At 58.0% G+C, this 16,627-nt stretch carries 15 protein-coding genes; 6 read left to right on the top strand and 9 right to left on the bottom strand.

The features are described from left to right. Positions 1-34 precede the first annotated feature (34 nt). A complete protein-coding gene (locus ACNQ0W_RS01355; RefSeq protein ID WP_062932128.1) occupies positions 35-1,267 on the bottom strand; it encodes an MFS transporter in 1,233 nt (410 codons plus the stop codon). A gap of 167 nt (positions 1,268-1,434) precedes the next feature. On the opposite strand from ACNQ0W_RS01355, the gene ACNQ0W_RS01360 reads away from it, so the two are divergent. The 3 genes from ACNQ0W_RS01360 to deoR all read left to right on the top strand — a co-directional run bounded on the left by ACNQ0W_RS01360 (position 1,435) and on the right by deoR (position 3,605). Further along, entirely contained in the window at positions 1,435-2,163 is a 729-nt protein-coding gene (locus tag ACNQ0W_RS01360; protein ID WP_047737783.1) for a phosphatase PAP2 family protein, read from the top strand. Between the two features lie 7 nt (positions 2,164-2,170). Continuing rightward, complete coding sequence (gene ybjG, locus ACNQ0W_RS01365) at positions 2,171-2,779, top strand: undecaprenyl-diphosphate phosphatase (RefSeq protein ID WP_023296185.1); 609 nt, start codon at positions 2,171-2,173, stop codon at positions 2,777-2,779. Positions 2,780-2,846: 67 nt separating this feature from the next. Continuing rightward, on the top strand, positions 2,847-3,605 hold the full coding sequence (gene deoR, locus ACNQ0W_RS01370; RefSeq protein ID WP_039271239.1) for a DNA-binding transcriptional repressor DeoR: 759 nt from the start codon (positions 2,847-2,849) through the stop codon (positions 3,603-3,605). A gap of 86 nt (positions 3,606-3,691) precedes the next feature. On the opposite strand, the gene dacC is transcribed toward deoR, so the two are convergent. Beyond that, positions 3,692-4,897 carry a serine-type D-Ala-D-Ala carboxypeptidase gene (dacC, locus tag ACNQ0W_RS01375; RefSeq protein ID WP_062932308.1) on the bottom strand — a complete coding sequence of 402 codons (1,206 nt, stop codon included), beginning with the start codon at positions 4,895-4,897 and terminating at the stop codon, positions 3,692-3,694. Positions 4,898-5,140: 243 nt separating this feature from the next. On the opposite strand from dacC, the gene ACNQ0W_RS01380 reads away from it, so the two are divergent. Then, entirely contained in the window at positions 5,141-5,767 is a 627-nt protein-coding gene (locus ACNQ0W_RS01380; RefSeq protein ID WP_062932129.1) for a glutathione S-transferase family protein, read from the top strand. On the opposite strand, the gene ACNQ0W_RS01385 is transcribed toward ACNQ0W_RS01380, so the two are convergent. Both ACNQ0W_RS01385 and bssR read right to left on the bottom strand, forming a co-directional pair. Next, entirely contained in the window at positions 5,768-6,886 is a 1,119-nt protein-coding gene (locus ACNQ0W_RS01385; RefSeq protein ID WP_062932130.1) for a PQQ-dependent sugar dehydrogenase, read from the bottom strand. 106 nt (positions 6,887-6,992) lie between these two features. Then, positions 6,993-7,376 carry a biofilm formation regulator BssR gene (bssR, locus tag ACNQ0W_RS01390; protein WP_032620009.1) on the bottom strand — a complete coding sequence of 128 codons (384 nt, stop codon included), beginning with the start codon at positions 7,374-7,376 and terminating at the stop codon, positions 6,993-6,995. A gap of 217 nt (positions 7,377-7,593) precedes the next feature. On the opposite strand from bssR, the gene rimO reads away from it, so the two are divergent. Beyond that, a complete protein-coding gene (gene rimO, locus ACNQ0W_RS01395) occupies positions 7,594-8,919 on the top strand; it encodes a 30S ribosomal protein S12 methylthiotransferase RimO (RefSeq protein ID WP_017693743.1) in 1,326 nt (441 codons plus the stop codon). A gap of 63 nt (positions 8,920-8,982) precedes the next feature. Here the strand turns inward: rimO and gsiD are convergent, their stop codons facing one another. Genes gsiD through iaaA form a run of 5 tightly spaced genes read right to left on the bottom strand, consistent with a single transcriptional unit; the run spans position 8,983 to position 15,205 of the window. Then, the gene (gsiD, locus tag ACNQ0W_RS01400) at positions 8,983-9,894 is read right to left on the bottom strand and encodes a glutathione ABC transporter permease GsiD (protein WP_015571027.1); all 912 of its coding nucleotides are present in this window, start codon (positions 9,892-9,894) and stop codon (positions 8,983-8,985) included. 1 nt (position 9,895) lies between these two features. Continuing rightward, complete coding sequence (gsiC, locus tag ACNQ0W_RS01405; protein ID WP_006809475.1) at positions 9,896-10,816, bottom strand: glutathione ABC transporter permease GsiC; 921 nt, start codon at positions 10,814-10,816, stop codon at positions 9,896-9,898. A 5-nt stretch (positions 10,817-10,821) separates the two neighbouring features. After that, positions 10,822-12,360: a glutathione ABC transporter substrate-binding protein GsiB gene (gene gsiB, locus ACNQ0W_RS01410; protein ID WP_062932132.1), complete on the bottom strand. Its 1,539-nt coding sequence runs from the start codon at positions 12,358-12,360 to the stop codon at positions 10,822-10,824. Positions 12,361-12,383: 23 nt separating this feature from the next. Next, entirely contained in the window at positions 12,384-14,255 is a 1,872-nt protein-coding gene (gene gsiA / locus ACNQ0W_RS01415; protein ID WP_062932133.1) for a glutathione ABC transporter ATP-binding protein GsiA, read from the bottom strand. An 11-nt stretch (positions 14,256-14,266) separates the two neighbouring features. Further along, positions 14,267-15,205, bottom strand: a complete 939-nt coding sequence (gene iaaA / locus ACNQ0W_RS01420; protein ID WP_062932134.1) for a beta-aspartyl-peptidase — start codon at positions 15,203-15,205, stop codon at positions 14,267-14,269. A 189-nt stretch (positions 15,206-15,394) separates the two neighbouring features. Between iaaA and moeA the strand changes: the two genes are divergently transcribed. Then, a complete protein-coding gene (gene moeA, locus ACNQ0W_RS01425) occupies positions 15,395-16,627 on the top strand; it encodes a molybdopterin molybdotransferase MoeA (RefSeq protein ID WP_062932135.1) in 1,233 nt (410 codons plus the stop codon).

Raw genomic sequence — 16,627 nt, forward strand, 5'->3', positions numbered from 1 at the left:
CCCGAGCTCGCCCACGGGGGAGAGGGAATAAGGATTACGGTTGCAGGGCGTTTCCGACGCGCTTGTCTTTCAGGAATACCACCATCAGGGCAATCCACAGCACGCCGTTGGCGAGGTTAAACAGGCTGAACAGCCCGTTACCGCCGAAAGCATAGGCATGCTTGCTAACCTCAATACCGACGGTAAAAATCAGCATTTGCAGCATCCCCATCGCGGCAGACACCGTGCCTTTACTCATTTCACTGGCGAACAGCGTCAGGCGTACCAGACCGGCATTCGCCACGCCAATACCAAACGCATAAATGCTCAGCCCCGCCGTCATCCACAGGTACGCATGGGACGAGACTACGGTCGCCACCGCCGCGATAATCAGCCCTGCCGCTATGGGCCAGCCGCCCATAATGATCAGCGAACGCACGGTACGGCGCGACGTCAGACGTGCCAGCACCAGGTTACCGATAATCAGCGCGCCAAAAATCGGCACCTGTAACAAGCCATACTCATAGCTGCTAAGCTGTTCGCCACTGATGATAATGACCGGCGACTGGGCAATCCACGCCAGCAGCGGCAGGCTGACAAAGCCCGTCGCCAGCGCGCCCGCGACAAAACGGCCGTTTTTCAGCACCGCCTTATAATCACGCCCCAGCTCCTTAAGCGAGAGCTTTTCGCCCAGGCGGGTGGCGGTCTCCGGCATCGCACGGTGCAGGCCAAAGAAAGAGATGGCCGCAAGCGCGGCAAAGAGGACGAACATCCCTTCCCACGGCGCGACGTGGACCCATGCGGCTCCCACCAGCGGCCCCAGAAGCGGCGCAATCAGCGCCACGTTCGCCATCAGCGCGGTTATTTTGATACATACCGCCTCCTCAAACGACTCCTGAATAGCGGCGTAGCCCACGGCGCCAATAAAGCACAGGCTCACGCCCTGAAGGAAACGCAGCAGCGTGAATTGCTCAATGTTCTGCGCCAGCAGCGTGGCGAGACAGGTGACGATAAACCACACCACGCCCGTCAGCATCACCGGACGGCGGCCAATACGATCCGACAGCGGCCCTAAAAGCCACTGTAAAAACATGCCGCCCGCGAGATAGGCGGTCATGGATGTAGGTACCCACTCAATACCTGCGTTGTACTGCTCAACCACAGCCAGCATGCCTGGCTGGATCATGTCGTTGCCGATGTAGGTAGAGAATTCGTAAAGCACCAGACACAGAGGAAAAAGTAACGCCTGACGACCCAGACGATTACCGGAAGAAGAACGGTTTATCATGCAATCTCTTTAGTATGAAAAAATCGCGATGAGTGTAATGAATTGCCGCTGTCTGAGATAGCACAATCACGTGAAAACTCAGAAATAAGGCACTTATCGTTGTCGTTTAAGGTTTCCTTAAGTTGCCCTCCCTATGATAGTGCTATTTCACGTTATTGACCGAAACTATGACACACGCCGTCAGCCCTTCAGAATTATCTAAGTTACCGACAAATAAGACAAAACGCCTTTACCGTTTGCCTGCCCGCTTTTATGGTTATCAGCTTTTCGTGCTGATCGTCCTTGCGCTGCTTTTTACCTGGCTTTCGCGCGATGAATCGCTTGACCGATGGATCACCGGCTTCTGGTATGACGCGGCGACGCATCATTTCCCGCTACAGCAAAATCCGCTGCTGGATTTGCTCAACCATCGGCTGGCGAAATATGTGGCCATTGCGCTGGCTGCCGCCTCGCTGATTTACGGTGCTTACAAACGCAATGCCCGGCTGGTGACGGCCGCGCTTCTGATGGGGCTGGGTGCGCTGGTAGTTGGAGTGCTGAAAAGCATAAGCCACCACAGCTGTCCGTGGGATCTGGTGGAGTATGGCGGCAAAGCCGTCTCGTATCCCCTGTTCAACGCGGTTCCGGCAGACAGCGGACCGGGACGCTGCTTTCCCGGCGGCCACGCCTCAAGCGGGTTTATGGTAATGGGGCTGTTTTTTGCCTTCTGGCGTGAACGTCCACGCCTGGCCTGGACCTGTGTCGCGTTAGGCGTTGTTATGGGGCTACTGATGGGATTCGGGCAGGTCATGCGCGGCGCGCATTTTTTCTCTCACAACCTGTGGGCCGGGTGGTGGGTCTGGTTTTCCCAGGTGCTGGTTTACGGGCTGGTTTCCGCCTGGTTTGCTAAAGAGTAACGAGATTATGTTAGAAAATCTGAACTACGAACTGTTTTACCTGCTCAACGCCACGCCAGCATCACCGGAATGGATGATCGATCTCGCCACCTTTATTGCGAAAGATGTGATCAGCATTGTACCGGCGCTGGCGGTGATCCTCTGGTTATGGGGACCTCGTACACAGGTCACCGCCCAGCGCCATCTGGTGATCAAAATGGCGATGGCGATCGGCGTCAGCGTGCTGGCAAGCTACGTGCTGGGCCACGCCTTCCCGCACGATCGGCCGTTTGTCGAGCACGTCGGCTATAACTTCCTGCACCATGCGCCGGATGACTCGTTCCCGAGCGATCACGGCACGGTGATCTTCACCTTTGCGCTGGCCTTCCTGTTCTGGCATCGCCTGTGGTCCGGCATGGTGCTGATGGGCGTGGCGGTCGCCATCGCCTGGTCCCGCGTCTACCTGGGCGTACACTGGCCGCTGGATATGGTCGGCGGTTTCCTGGTGGGACTGATGGGCTGCGTCAGCGCAGCCATCCTGTGGAGCCTCTTTGGTCCGGCGCTTTATCGTGGATTATCACAGGCCTATCGCGTTCTGTTTGCCCTTCCGATCCGCAAGGGCTGGATACGTGACTAACCCCGGTCCGTCAGGTTACACTTGAGCCCCCGCCCTGCGGGGGCTCACTTTTTTAGCCCGAGGATCTATGGAAACACGTCGCGATGACCGCATTGCTCAGCTGCTTCAGGCGCTGAAGCGCAGCGATAAGCTGCATCTTAAGGAAGCCGCTACCCTGCTTGGCGTGTCTGAAATGACCATTCGTCGCGATCTGAACAGCGACAGCGCCCCCGTTGTGCTGCTTGGCGGGTATATTGTTCTGGAGCCGCGTAGCGCCAGCCATTATCTGTTAAGCGATCAAAAAACACGCCTGGTGGAAGAGAAGCGCAAAGCCGCACGGCTCGCCGCCTCGCTGGTACAGCCGCATCAAACGCTGTTTTTTGACTGCGGTACGACAACCCCGTGGATCATCGAGGCCATCGACAGCACCGTTCCGTTTACCGCCGTCTGTTATTCGCTAAACACCTTCCTGGCCTTGCAGGAAAAACCGGCGTGCCGGGTGATTTTGTGTGGCGGCGAGTTTCATGCCAGCAACGCCATCTTCAAACCGCTGAATATTCAGGACACGCTGAGCAATGTATGCCCGGATATCGCCTTTTACTCTGCGGCGGGCGTGAATGTGAAACAGGGGGCAACCTGTTTTAATCTTGAAGAGTTACCGGTGAAACAGTGGGCGCTCAACGCCGCACAGCAGCATGTGCTGGTGGTTGATCACAGTAAATTTGGCAAGGTCCGTCCGGCAAGGATGGGAGAGCTGTCGCGCTTTGACGCCATCGTCAGTGATTGCCGCCCGGATGACGAGCTGGTGGCATACGCGAAAGCGCAGCAGGTGAAGTTGATCTATTGAGGTTGTGCCGGGTGGCGGCTTCGCCTTACCCGGCCTACAACGGCTCGAACGAAGGCCGGGTAAGCGAAGCGCCACCCGGCAAAAACCTAGCTGAACCAGCTGCCAAACCAGCCGTGGAATTTCATTAACACAAAGTCCCATATCCGGCTGAAGAAGCCGCCCTCTTCCACCGATTCCATTACCACCAGCGGACGCTGCTCAATGGATTTACCGTTAAGCTGGAAATCTATCGTCCCGACCACCTGGCCTTTTTTCAACGGCGCGGTCAGCTGTGGCTCGGTCAGGGTATAGCTGGCTTTCAGGTTTTTCAGCTGACCGCGTGGAATGGTGACGGACCCCGCTTCACCTGCCCCCAGGTTCACTTCACTTTTATCACCAAACCAGACGCGCTGGCTCACGAAGGTGGCGTCCGGCTTAATCGGCGTGACGGTTTCAAAGAAGCGGAACCCCCAGGTCAGCAGTTTTTCAGATTCGTTAAAACGAATGCGGTCGGTTTTCGTCCCCAGCACCACCGAGATGAGGCGCATGTCGCCCTGCGTCGCAGAAGCCACCAGGTTGTATCCGGCCCCGGCGGTCGTCCCCGTTTTCATGCCGTCCACGTTAACGTTACTGCTCCAGAGCAGACGGTTACGGTTAGGCTGGCGGATATTGTTGAAGGTAAACTCTTTCTCTTTATGGATGGCGTACTCATCCGGCACGTCATGGATCAACGCTTTGCCCAGCAGCGCCATATCGCGCGCGGTACTGAACTGACCGGGCGCATCCAGGCCGTGAACGGTTTTAAAGGTGGTGTTGGTCAGGCCCAGTTTTTTCGCGTAGCCATTCATCAGCCCAATAAATGAATCCTGACTGCCTGCGACGTAATCGGCCAGCGCAATACAGGCATCATTTCCCGACTGAATAATGACCCCTTTATTCAGATCGGAAACGGAGACCTGATCGCCGGGCTTCAGGAACATGACGGACGAGCCGCGCAGCGCCGGGTTACCGGTCGCCCAGGCATCTTTCCCGACGGTGACCATGTCATTCAGCTTGATTTTGCCCGCTTTCAACGCCTGGCCGACTACATAGCTGGTCATAATTTTCGTCAGGCTCGCCGGGTCGAGTTTTTCGTCGGCGTTACCTTCCGCCAGCACTTTCCCGCTGGCGTAATCCATCAGGATCCAGGCGCGCGCATCGACAGGCGGCGCTTCGGGCGCCGTCTGTTCCGCCGCATGCAGCGTTGGGGCAAAAAGGAAAAGCAGCGCCGAGCCTGCCGCCAGGCTGCGCAGAGAAGAAGTTTTTTGCGTCATAAATGCCACCCGAGTGTCCATTCTAAAAATCACGTCACAATCACCGTGTCGCAAGAAGCGATGAGTAATAGCGCACTACAGCGTTCAAAGAAACCTGTTCCAGGTAAAGTTTTTAAAGTTTATGCAATAACATTCAGATACGCTTTGATTGCGGCGTTTTTTTTAGCATCTGTTGCGTAATTGTTAGGTTTATCTCACCATGGCGAAAAGCTGACTCGGATTCACATCTCATCGGGAGTAAATATGATTACGCTGTGGGGCAGGAACAATTCGACCAACGTGAAGAAAGTGCTCTGGACGCTGGAGGAGCTGGATTTACCGTTCAACCAAATCATGGCAGGCATGGCGTTCGGGGTGAATAAAGACGCCGACTATCTGGCGATGAACCCAAACGGACTGGTGCCGTTGCTGCGCGATGACGAGACAGACGCCACGCTGTGGGAGTCCAACACCATCGTGCGTTATCTCGCCGCGCAGTACGGCCAGGGTCGCCTGTGGGTGGAAAATCCAGCCCGGCGCGCGCAGGGCGAAAAGTGGATGGACTGGGCAAACCAGACGCTTTCCCCCACGCACCGCCTGATCCTGATGGGGCTTATCCGTACGCCGGAAGCCGATCGTGATTATCCCGCCATTCATGCCGCCCAGGACGCCTGCGAATCCCTTTTCGCGATGATGGACGACGAACTGGCGAAGCACGCCTGGTTCTCCGGCGACACCTTCGGCGTGGGCGATATCGCCGTCGCCCCCTTCGTCTGGAACCTCACTAACATGGGTCTCAGCTGGACCCCGCGTCCTCACCTGGAGCGCTGGATCCAGCAGCTTAGCGAGCGCCCGGCGTATCGCAACGTGGTGATGATCCCGGTGACCTGATTACGACCCGGACGGGCTGACTTTCAGCAGCTGCCCGTCCGTCTCGTCAGTCAGCACGTACAGATAGCCATCCGGCCCGACGCGCACATCGCGAATACGCTGATCTTTATCGCCCAGAATGCGTCCGTCCTCCGTCACGCTATTGCCCTTCACGCTCAGCACGATGACGTCTTTCTCCTTCAACGCGCCGATAAATAGCTTGTTTTTCCACTGCGGGAAGACGTCGCTGTTGTAGAACGCCATGCCGCTGACGGCGGGCGACAATTTCCAGACAAACAGCGGTTTTTCGGTGCCCTCAACGTGCTCGCCTTTTGCTTCCGGGATTTTCAGGCCGCTGTAATTGATCCCGTGCGTCGCCAGGGGCCAGCCGTAGTTTTTGCCCTTCTCAGGAATGTTAATCTCATCCCCACCGCGTGGTCCGTGTTCGTTGAGCCACAGGGTGTCACTCCACGGGTTCATCGCCATCCCCTGCGGGTTGCGAATGCCATAGGACCAGATTTCAGGGCGCGCACCGGCGGTGTTCACAAACGGATTATCCGGCGGCACTTTTCCGTCCTCCGTCAGGCGCACCACCTTGCCCTGAAGCTTGTCCAGATCCTGCGCCGTGGGGCGCTGATTGTTTTCACCCAGGCCAATAAAGAGATGGCCTTTGCCGTCGAACACCAGTCGTCCGCCAAAGTGGTTGCCGGTAGAGAGCTTCGGCATCTGTCGGAACACCACCTGGAAGCCCTCAATGCGCGACAGGTCATCGCTCAACCGCCCGTAGCCCACCGCGGTACCCGCTTTGCCATCATTACCTGCCTCGGCGAAGCTAAGCCAGACCCGCCGTGACTGTGCAAAATCCGGGGCCAGCGCGACATCCAGCAGTCCGCCCTGGCCGCTCGCCCACACTTTCGGCACGCCGACAATCGGATCGGAGAGCCCTTTTCCTGCCTGCCAGTGCTTAAGCTGCCCGTCTTTGAGCGTGATGAGCAGCCCCTTGTTATCTGGCAGAAACGCCAGCGACCAGGGGTGATCCAGTTTTGTCTGGAGCACGTCAACCTTAATCGTCTCAGGCGCTGCAAGCAGTGAAAGCGGGAATAACAAGACTGGAAGGAAAATCAGCGAGGATCGAGGCATAACGCACTCCTTTATCGACATATGGCTTAAAGATTAGCCACTGTTCCCGGGTGCGTTACCACTTTTACAAAAGCTTAATCAGAAGGGGGAGTTGCCTCCCCCTGGTTCAGTGCCGGGCAAGCGTTTCCGGCTTGTTCAGACACATGATGCAAAGCGCGAGCGTGGTCAGGCAGTTTTCAAGCTTCTCCGCGTTAACGGCAATAAAATTCGGGCAGTCGTGACGTCCGTTCATCAAACAGACCCCGGCGATGGAGAGCACCTCGGCGGCGCGGCGCAGCGCCACTAATTCGCTTTCAGCGCAGTGCGCTTTCAGGATGGGTGCTTTTTCACGCATGAAATTGCAAAGTTCAAAGAAGTTATCACGCAGATTTTCGCTTTCGCTGACTGACATATACCCTTTCGCCTTGCGGAGTTGCAGATATGCGGCCAGGTCGATTCGGGCGTTGATCAGCTTGTTAAGCAGATCGCGTTTCAGTCTGTCAACGGACATGCTATTTCCTCCCCTGTCAGCCATGTTACCTTATTAAGGATAAGGTCATTTTTTGTACAATGTAATGCCTGAGATCAATAAACGATAACTGATTAACATTCTTTACAATGTTACAACGATTGCCCGCCTCAACTGCGCCATCAAGAGTGTATAAATCCCCCGCGATACGCTGTAAAATCCCGCCCTGATAACTCCATAATTGATGAATTTTTAACCTATGAGCAATGTTACGCACCCGCCGAAAATCGGCTTTGTCTCCCTCGGCTGCCCGAAGAACCTGGTGGACTCCGAACGCATCCTGACTGAACTTCGCACTGAAGGCTATGACGTGGTGCCAAGCTACGACAACGCCGACATGGTGATCGTCAACACCTGCGGATTCATCGACAGCGCGGTCCAGGAGTCACTGGAAGCCATTGGTGAAGCCCTGACGGAAAACGGCAAAGTGATTGTCACCGGCTGCCTGGGCGCGAAGGTAGATCAGATCCGCGAAGTGCACCCGAAAGTGCTGGAGATCACCGGCCCGCACAGCTACGAGCAGGTGCTGGAACATGTTCATCACTACGTACCTAAACCAAAGCACAACCCGTTCCTGAGCCTGGTGCCGGAACAGGGCGTGAAGCTGACGCCGCGCCACTACGCGTACCTGAAAATTTCCGAAGGCTGCAACCATCGCTGTACCTTCTGCATCATCCCGTCGATGCGTGGCGATCTGGTGAGCCGTCCGATTGGCGAGGTGCTGGCAGAAGCCAAACGCCTGGCCGACGCGGGCGTGAAGGAGCTGCTGGTCATCTCCCAGGACACCTCCGCCTACGGCGTGGACGTCAAACACCGTTCCGGTTTCCACAACGGCGAGCCAGTGAAAACCAGCATGGTCGGCCTGTGCGAGCAGCTGGCTAAGCTCGGGATCTGGACGCGCCTGCACTACGTCTACCCTTATCCGCACGTTGACGATGTGATCCCGCTGATGGCGGAAGGCAAAATCCTGCCGTATCTTGATATCCCGCTACAACACGCCAGCCCGCGCATTCTGAAGCTGATGAAACGACCTGGCTCCGTGGACCGCCAGCTGGCGCGCATCAAGCAGTGGCGTGAGATCTGCCCGGATCTGACCCTGCGCTCCACCTTTATTGTCGGCTTCCCGGGTGAAACCGAAGAAGATTTCCAGATGCTGCTCGACTTCCTGAAAGAGGCGCGTCTGGATCGCGTCGGCTGCTTCAAGTACAGCCCGGTTGAAGGCGCAACGGCCAACGAGCTGGCGGACCAGGTACCGGAAGAGGTCAAAGAGGAGCGCTGGAACCGCTTTATGCAGCTGCAACAGCAGATCTCTGCTGAACGCTTGCAGGAGAAAGTGGGCCGCGAAATTCTGGTGATTATCGACGAAGTGGACGAAGAAGGCGCGATTGGCCGCAGCATGGCGGATGCGCCTGAAATCGATGGCGCGGTGTACCTGAACGGCGAAACACAGGTTAAGCCGGGTGATATTATTCGCGTGAAGGTTGAAAACGCGGATGAGTATGACCTGTGGGGCAGCCGGGTTTAAACACCCTGCTTCCCTTTTGTAGGCCGGGTAAGGCGTAGCCGCCACCCGGCACATTTCACTGCACTACCCCTTAATCCTCGGGTCCAGCGCGTCGCGCAGCCCATCCCCCAGCAGGTTAAACGCCAGCACGGTCAGGAAAATCGCCAGGCTCGGGAAGATCGCCACGTGTGGCGCAATCACCATATCCGCCCGCGCCTCGTTCAGCATCGCGCCCCACTCCGGCGTCGGTGGCTGCGCCCCTAACCCCAGAAACGACAGGCTGGCCGCCGAGATAATCGACACGCCTATGCGCATGGTGAAATAGACCACGATAGACGAGACCGTTCCCGGCAGAATATGGCTGAACAGGATGGTGGCATCGCTGGCTCCCATGCTGCGCGCCGACTCGATAAAGGTCTGCTGCTTCAGCACCAGCGTATTGCCACGTACCAGACGCGCGAAAGCGGGAATCGAGAATACCGCCACGGCGATAATGACGTTCGCCATGCCGCTGCCCATCACCGCCACCACGGCAATCGCCAGCAGAATACCGGGAAAGGCAAACAGCACATCGCAGATACGCATGATGATGCGGTCCCACCAGCCTTCGTAGTACCCGGCCACCAGCCCCAGCACGGTGCCAATTGCTGCGCCCATCAGCACCGCGAAGACCCCGGCCGCCAGCGAGATCTGCGCCCCTACCAGCACGCGGCTGAAAATATCGCGCCCGAGCGAGTCCACGCCAAACCAGTGCATCATCGACGGTCCATCGTTCAGCCGGTCGTAGTCGAAGTAGTTTTCCGCATCAAACGGGGCTATCCAGGGGGCGATAATCGCCACCAGGATCAGCAGTAACACAAACAACCCGGCGACCATAGCGACGGGCTGACGACGGAATCGACGCCAGAACTCAACCCACGGGGTGCGAATATGGTCCGGCCTGATCCCCGGCATAGCGTTTAAAATGGCCTGGCGACGCCAGTTCAGTAATCGCATCTTACTTATACCTGATGGCCGGGTTAATGGCGGCGTAAAGCACATCCACCACTAAGTTGATAAGAATAAACTCCAGCGAGAAAAGCAGGACTTCAGCCTGAATAACCGGATAGTCACGCATATCGACCGAGTCGACCAGCAGGCGCCCCAGCCCCGGCCAGTTAAAGACCTTCTCAACCACGATAGAGCCCCCCAGCAGGAAGCCGAACTGTAGCCCCATCATCGTAACCACCGGGATCATCGCATTACGAAAACCATGCTTCAGAATGACCCATTTCTCACTCACCCCTTTTGCCCGCGCGGTGCGAATGTAATCTTCGCTCAGCACGTCGACAAACGAGGCGCGGGTAAACCGGGCCATAACCGCCGCAACGGCCGCGCCAAGCGTCATAGAGGGCAGAATGTAGTGCTTCCAGGTGTCGGCCCCGACGGTCGGCAACCAGCCCAGCTCGACGGAGAAAATCTGCATCAGCAGCATGCCCAGCGCAAACGCCGGGAAAGAGATGCCGGTGACCGCCAGCGCCATACCGAGCTTATCCGGCCAGCGGTTGCGCCAGACGGCGGCGACAATCCCCGCGCCCAGGCCAAAGACAACCGCCCAGCTCATACTGGCAATCGTTAACCAGAAGGTAGGCATAAAGCGGCTGGCAATCTCCTCCGACACCGGACGACGCGACACCATCGAGATGCCGAAATCGCCCTGAAGGACATTGCCAATGTAACGCAGAAATTGCCTGTACAGCGGCTGGTCAAGACCGAGCTGTTTACGCACCAGTTCAATAACCGTCGCATCCGCTTCCGGTCCGGCAATCAAACGCGCCGGATCGCCGGGCAGCATATGGACAAACAAAAACACCAGCACGGCCACAATCAGCAGCGTCGGGATAAGCCCCAGCAGGCGTTTACACACATAATTCAGCATGAGTTTTATTTTAAATCCGCGTCATCAAAGCTAAAGCCCGTATCCGGCATGATGTAAAAACCGGTCAGCGCTTTGTTGTGGGCTGAGACCAGTTTTTCCACCACCAGCGGCACCCACGGCGACTCTTTCCAGATAATGTCCTGCGCCTCTTTGTACAGGCGTGCTTTCTCTTCCGGTTTGGTGGTTTTCAGGGCATCGGCCAGATCTTTATCCACCTGCGGATTACTGTAGAACGCGGTATTGAACAGCGTTGGCGGCCAGTTCTGGGAAGCAAACAGCGGCGACAGGGACCAGTCCGCTTCACCGGTTGAAGCCGTCCAGCCGGTGTAGAACATCCGCACGCCGCTCTCTTTCTGTCCTTTGCCTTCCACTTCCGCCGCTCGCTGTCCGGCATCCATCGCCGTGACCCGGGCTTTAATGCCCACCTGCGCCAGCTGCTGCTGGGTAAATTGCAGCACCTTCTGCGCGGTACTGTGGTTATGCGACGACCACAGCGTAGTATTAAAGCCGTTCGGATAGCCCGCCTCTTTCAGCAGTTCCCGCGCTTTCGCCGGATCGTACGGCCACGGCTGATAGCTTTGCGCGTACTCAATGGTTGGCGGCATCACGCCCGTCGCCGGGGTGGCGTAGCCGGCAAAGGCCACCTTCACCAGCGCCTGGCGGTTAATGGCGTAGTTGATGGCTTCACGCACCTTCGGGTTATCAAACGGTTTCTGCGTGACGTTCATGCTGATGTAGCGCTGCATAATCGACGGGCTGGCCACCAGTTCCAGCTTGCTGTTTTTCGCCAGCAGCGCCGCCTGTTCGTACGGGATGGGGAAGGCAAACTGCGCTTCGCCGGTTTGCAGCATTGCGGCGCGGGTGTTGTTGTCCACTACCGGCCGCCAGGTGATGGTATCCAGCTTCGGCAGCCCCTGCTGCCAGTATCCGGCGAATTTTTTTACCTTCACAAAATCGGTCTGGTTCCAGGTGAGCAGTTCGTACGGTCCGGTCCCCACCGGATGGAAGCCAATCTCTTTGCCGTATTTTTTCAGGGCGGCGGGCGAAATCATCGCCGTCGCGGGGTGCGCCAGGATATTAATAAACGCCGAGAACGGCTCTTTGAGGGTGATCTTCACCGTCGCCGGGTCAACCACCTCGGTTTGGGCAATATTTTTATACAGGTTGTAGCGTTTAAGACCGTTTTCCGGATTGCTGGCACGATCCAGGTTGACCTTAACCGCCTCGGCGTTGAAGTCGGTGCCATCCTGGAACTTCACGCCGGTACGGAGCTTAACGGTATAGACCAGCCCGTCGTCCGACACGGTATAGCCTTCCGCCAGCACGTTTTTCAGCTTCATCTCGCGGTCCAGGCCGAACAGCCCCTGGTAGAAGGATTTTGCCACCGCCTGAGAAAGAGTGTCGTTAGCATCATACGGATCCAGGGTCGTGAAGTTAGACCCCACAGCCACCACCACGTCTTTCGCCGCGAACGCGGGGGCGGCGGCCAGCGCAGCCGTCACGCTCGCGGCCAGCAGCCATTTACGAGCAACAAAAGGAACCATTGTGTTCTCCTGCCTGTTGTAAGTTATAACCGCGAGAATGCATTGCCCTGACGCGGTGGTGCGACAAAATGACCGGGACCCACCTCACGCAGCGCCACGCGCTCCAGGGTTTCGCCCCGTTTACGAATATTGCTCGGCATTTCGTCCTGCAACAGCACGCGCTGGGCGTGACGATGCTCAGGATCGGCAACCGGTACGGCGGCCATCAGCTTGCGGGTGTACGGGTGCTGTGGGTTTTCAAACACCGCCCGACGGGGGCCGATTTCAACAATTTGCCCCATGTACATCACCGCCACGCGATGGCTGATCCGCTCCACCACCGCCATATCGTGGGAGATAAACAGAAACGCAATGCCCAAATCCCGCTGTAAATCGAGCAGGAGATTGATGATTTGCGCGCGGATAGAAACATCCAGCGCTGACACGGACTCATCCGCAATCACCACTTTCGGATTCAGGGCCAATGCCCGGGCTATGCAGATACGCTGACGCTGACCGCCAGAAAATTCGTGCGGATAGCGCCAGGCATGCTCCGGCTTCAGGCCCACGCGCTCCAGCAGCCACGCGACGCGGCGCTGCGCGGCTTCACCGTCGAGCAGGTTATGCACCCGCAGCGGCTCCATAATCGAGTACCCCACCGTATGGCGCGGATCGAGCGACGCATAAGGATCCTGGAATATAAACTGAATATCCCGGCGCACCGCCTGCAATTTACTGTTAGGGAGCGTGTCGATGCGCTCACCGTTGAAGGTGATGCTCCCCTCCTGCGACGCCACCAGCCTGAGCAGCGCCCGTCCGGTGGTGGATTTACCGCAGCCGGACTCCCCCACCAGCGCCAGCGTTTCGCCCGGCCAGAGATCAAAACTGACGTTTTCAACCGCATGCACTTCACGCTTCACGCGATTGAGGATCCCGCTACGCAGCGGGAAACGGGTCACCAGGTCACGCACTTCGAGGATTGGCCTGCCGGGAACCACCGTATCCTGCTCGGTTTCGTCTTCCTGCTGGCCCTGTTCGGTCTGTGAGATCAGCGGAAAACGGCGCGGAAAATCACTGCCATTCATGGCCCCCAGACGCGGGACCGCCGCCAGCAGCGCTTTGGTATAAGGATGCACCGGCGCATGAAAGACCTGCTCTACCGTGCCGGTTTCCACGGCATTGCCCTGATGCATAACCAGCACCCGATCGGCAATGTCCGCCACCACCCCCATATCGTGGGTGATGAAAATCACCCCCATCTCCATCTCCTGCTGCAACACCTTAATCAGTTGCAGGATCTGGGCCTGAATAGTGACATCCAGCGCCGTGGTGGGTTCGTCCGCAATGAGCACCGCCGGACGGCACGACAGCGCCATCGCAATCATCACCCGCTGGCGCATGCCGCCGGAAAGCTGATGCGGATAGCGGGACAAAATCGCCTGCGCCTCAGGGATACGCACCAGCTCCAGCATCCGTTTTGCTTCGTTGAGCGCCTCATCACCGCTCAGTCCCTGATGCAGGCGGATAGATTCGGCAATCTGCTCGCCCACCGGAAAAACCGGGTTCAGGGAGGTCATCGGCTCCTGAAAAATCATCGCAATATCTGCCCCGCGCACCCCCTGCATCTGGGACGCACTCAGCTCGTTGAGATCGATAACCTGACGGTTGCGACGGCGCAACAGCATCCGCTCGCTGGTGACCTGCCCGCCCGTCTGCTCAAGCAGACGCATCAGCGCCAGCGCGGTAACGGATTTACCGGAACCTGATTCGCCAACAATCGCCAGCGTCTCGCCGCGCCTGAGCGAAAACGATAAATTCTGTACTGCGGGGATGAACTGCCGCTCTTCCTGAAACGCAATATTCAGTTGGTGGACAGCCAGCACTTCGCAGTTGTCCAGCTCTTCACGGTGCGGCACGCAATGCCCCCTTATTCACGATAAATGCCTGTGCTGGGCGCATCGCCGGCATACCCCCACGCCCGGTACATCCCTTCACTGTTGAACGGCAGAGCCACGTTGCCCTCCCGATCCACCGCAATTAAGCCGCCAATCCCGCCCAGCGCCGGCAGTTTCTCCATCACTACCCGCTCGCAGGCCTCACTCAGGCTTAATCCGCCGTAATCCATTAGCGCGGTAATGTCGTAGGCCGCCAGCGCGCGGATAAACACTTCGCCGGTGCCGGTGCATGACACCGCTGCCGTGGCGTTATTGGCGTAACACCCGGCCCCCGGCAGCGGGCTGTCGCCAACGCGACCGGGAAGCTTGTTGGTCATGCCGCCTGTCGACGTCGCGGCGGCGAGATTACCGGCTTTATCCAGCGCCACCGCGCCTACCGTGCCCATTTTGCTGCGTTCATCGAGCGGCGCGGCATGGTCCAGCTGCGTCATCCCCGCAGTACGGGCCTCCAGCAGTTGCCGGTAACGTTCCTCGGTGGAAAAAAGATCGGGCGAGACCGTGTCCATCCCGTGCTCGACGGCAAATTTTTCCGCCCCCGCCCCGGTCAGCAGCACATGCGGGCTTTGTTCCATCACCAGACGCGCGGCCAGCACCGGATTACGCAGACGGCTGACGCCCGCTACCGCGCCCGCTTTCAGGGTGACGCCGTCCATCACGCAGGCATCCAGCTCGTGCGTTTCATCGCGCGTAAAGACCGAGCCAATACCGGCATTAAACAGTGGACACTCCTCCAGCAAACGTACTGCTTCGGTCACCACGTCCAGCGCGCTGTCGCCCGCTTCCAGCATCCGCTGGCCTGTTTCCACAATGGCGTTCAGCGCATCAATATAACGCTTCTCCTGCTCGGGACTGAGCTGTGCACGGGTGATTGCCCCGGCACCGCCATGAATTGCGATAACCGCTTTACTCATTTCGCATCACCCATCAGCCTGGCTGGCTGCTTTTTCTATAAATATCATTATCGTCGACGAATCTTCAGATGATTTTTGAATATAGAAAGACGCAACTGTGATGTAAAGCGTACACCCATCGGGTCATACAGTTAGCCGCACTTTTCTGCCATAATGAGCGCTTTCGTTGTTACTCCGCAGGAGCCCACCATGGATTTTACCGCCGGACTGATGCCGCTTGAGACGGCACTCTCGCAGATGCTTGACCGCATTACTCCACTGCACGACGTTGAGACGCTGCCGCTTGTGCGCTGTTTTGGCCGTATTGCCGCGCGCGATATCGTCTCGCCGCTGAACGTGCCGGGGTTCGATAACGCGGCGATGGACGGCTATGCCGTACGTCTGGCGGATCTGCACACGGGTCAGCCGCTGCCGGTGGCAGGTAAAGCGTTTGCCGGGCAGCCGTTCAACGGTGAGTGGCCAGCGGGCACCTGCGTGCGCATTATGACCGGCGCGCCGGTGCCAAAGGGCTGTGAAGCCGTGGTGATGCAGGAAGAGACCGAACAAACGGACGACGGCGTGCGCTTTACCGCCAGCGTCAAAGCGGGACAGAATATCCGCCATATCGGGGAAGACATTACCCTGGGCGCAACGGTCTTTGCCGCCGGGCAAAAACTGACGGTCGCCGAACTGCCGATGCTGGCATCACTTGGCATCGCGGAGATTGACGTGGTCCGCAAAATGCGCGTGGCGGTGTTCTCCACGGGAGACGAGCTACAGCTTCCGGGTCAGCCGCTGAACGAGGGGCAGATTTACGACACCAACCGTCTGGCGGTACACCTGATGCTTGAGCAGCTGGGCTGCGAGGTGATTAACCTCGGTATCATTCCTGACGATCCGCAAAAACTGCGCGCGGCGTTTATCGAGGCTGACGCCTCTGCCGACGTGGTGATCAGCTCCGGCGGCGTATCGGTTGGCGAAGCGGATTACACCAAAACCCTGCTTGAAGAGCTGGGCGAAATCGCCTTCTGGAAGCTGGCGATTAAACCGGGCAAACCGTTCGCGTTTGGCAAACTTCCGCACAGCTGGTTCTGTGGCCTGCCGGGTAACCCGGTCTCTGCCGCGCTGACCTTCTACCAGCTGGTGATCCCGCTGCTGGCGAAGCTGTCAGGCAACAATGCCAGCCCGCTGCCGGAGCGTGTGCGCGTGCGGGCGGCAACGCGCCTCAAAAAATCACCGGGCCGTCTCGATTTCCAGCGCGGCATTCTGGCGCGCAACGCCGACGGCGAGCTGGAGGTGAGCACCACCGGGCATCAGGGTTCGCACATCTTTAGCTCCTTCAGCCAGGGTAACTGCTTTATCGTGCTGGAGCGCGATCGCGGCCACGTTGAGGCGGGCGAATGGGTTGAAGTGGAACGCTTTAACCACCTGTTCGGAGGCTGA

Origin of the sequence: Enterobacter cloacae complex sp. 6730903, assembly GCF_048283985.1 — a bacterium.
GTDB classification, from domain to species: Bacteria; Pseudomonadota; Gammaproteobacteria; order Enterobacterales; family Enterobacteriaceae; genus Enterobacter; species Enterobacter hormaechei_C.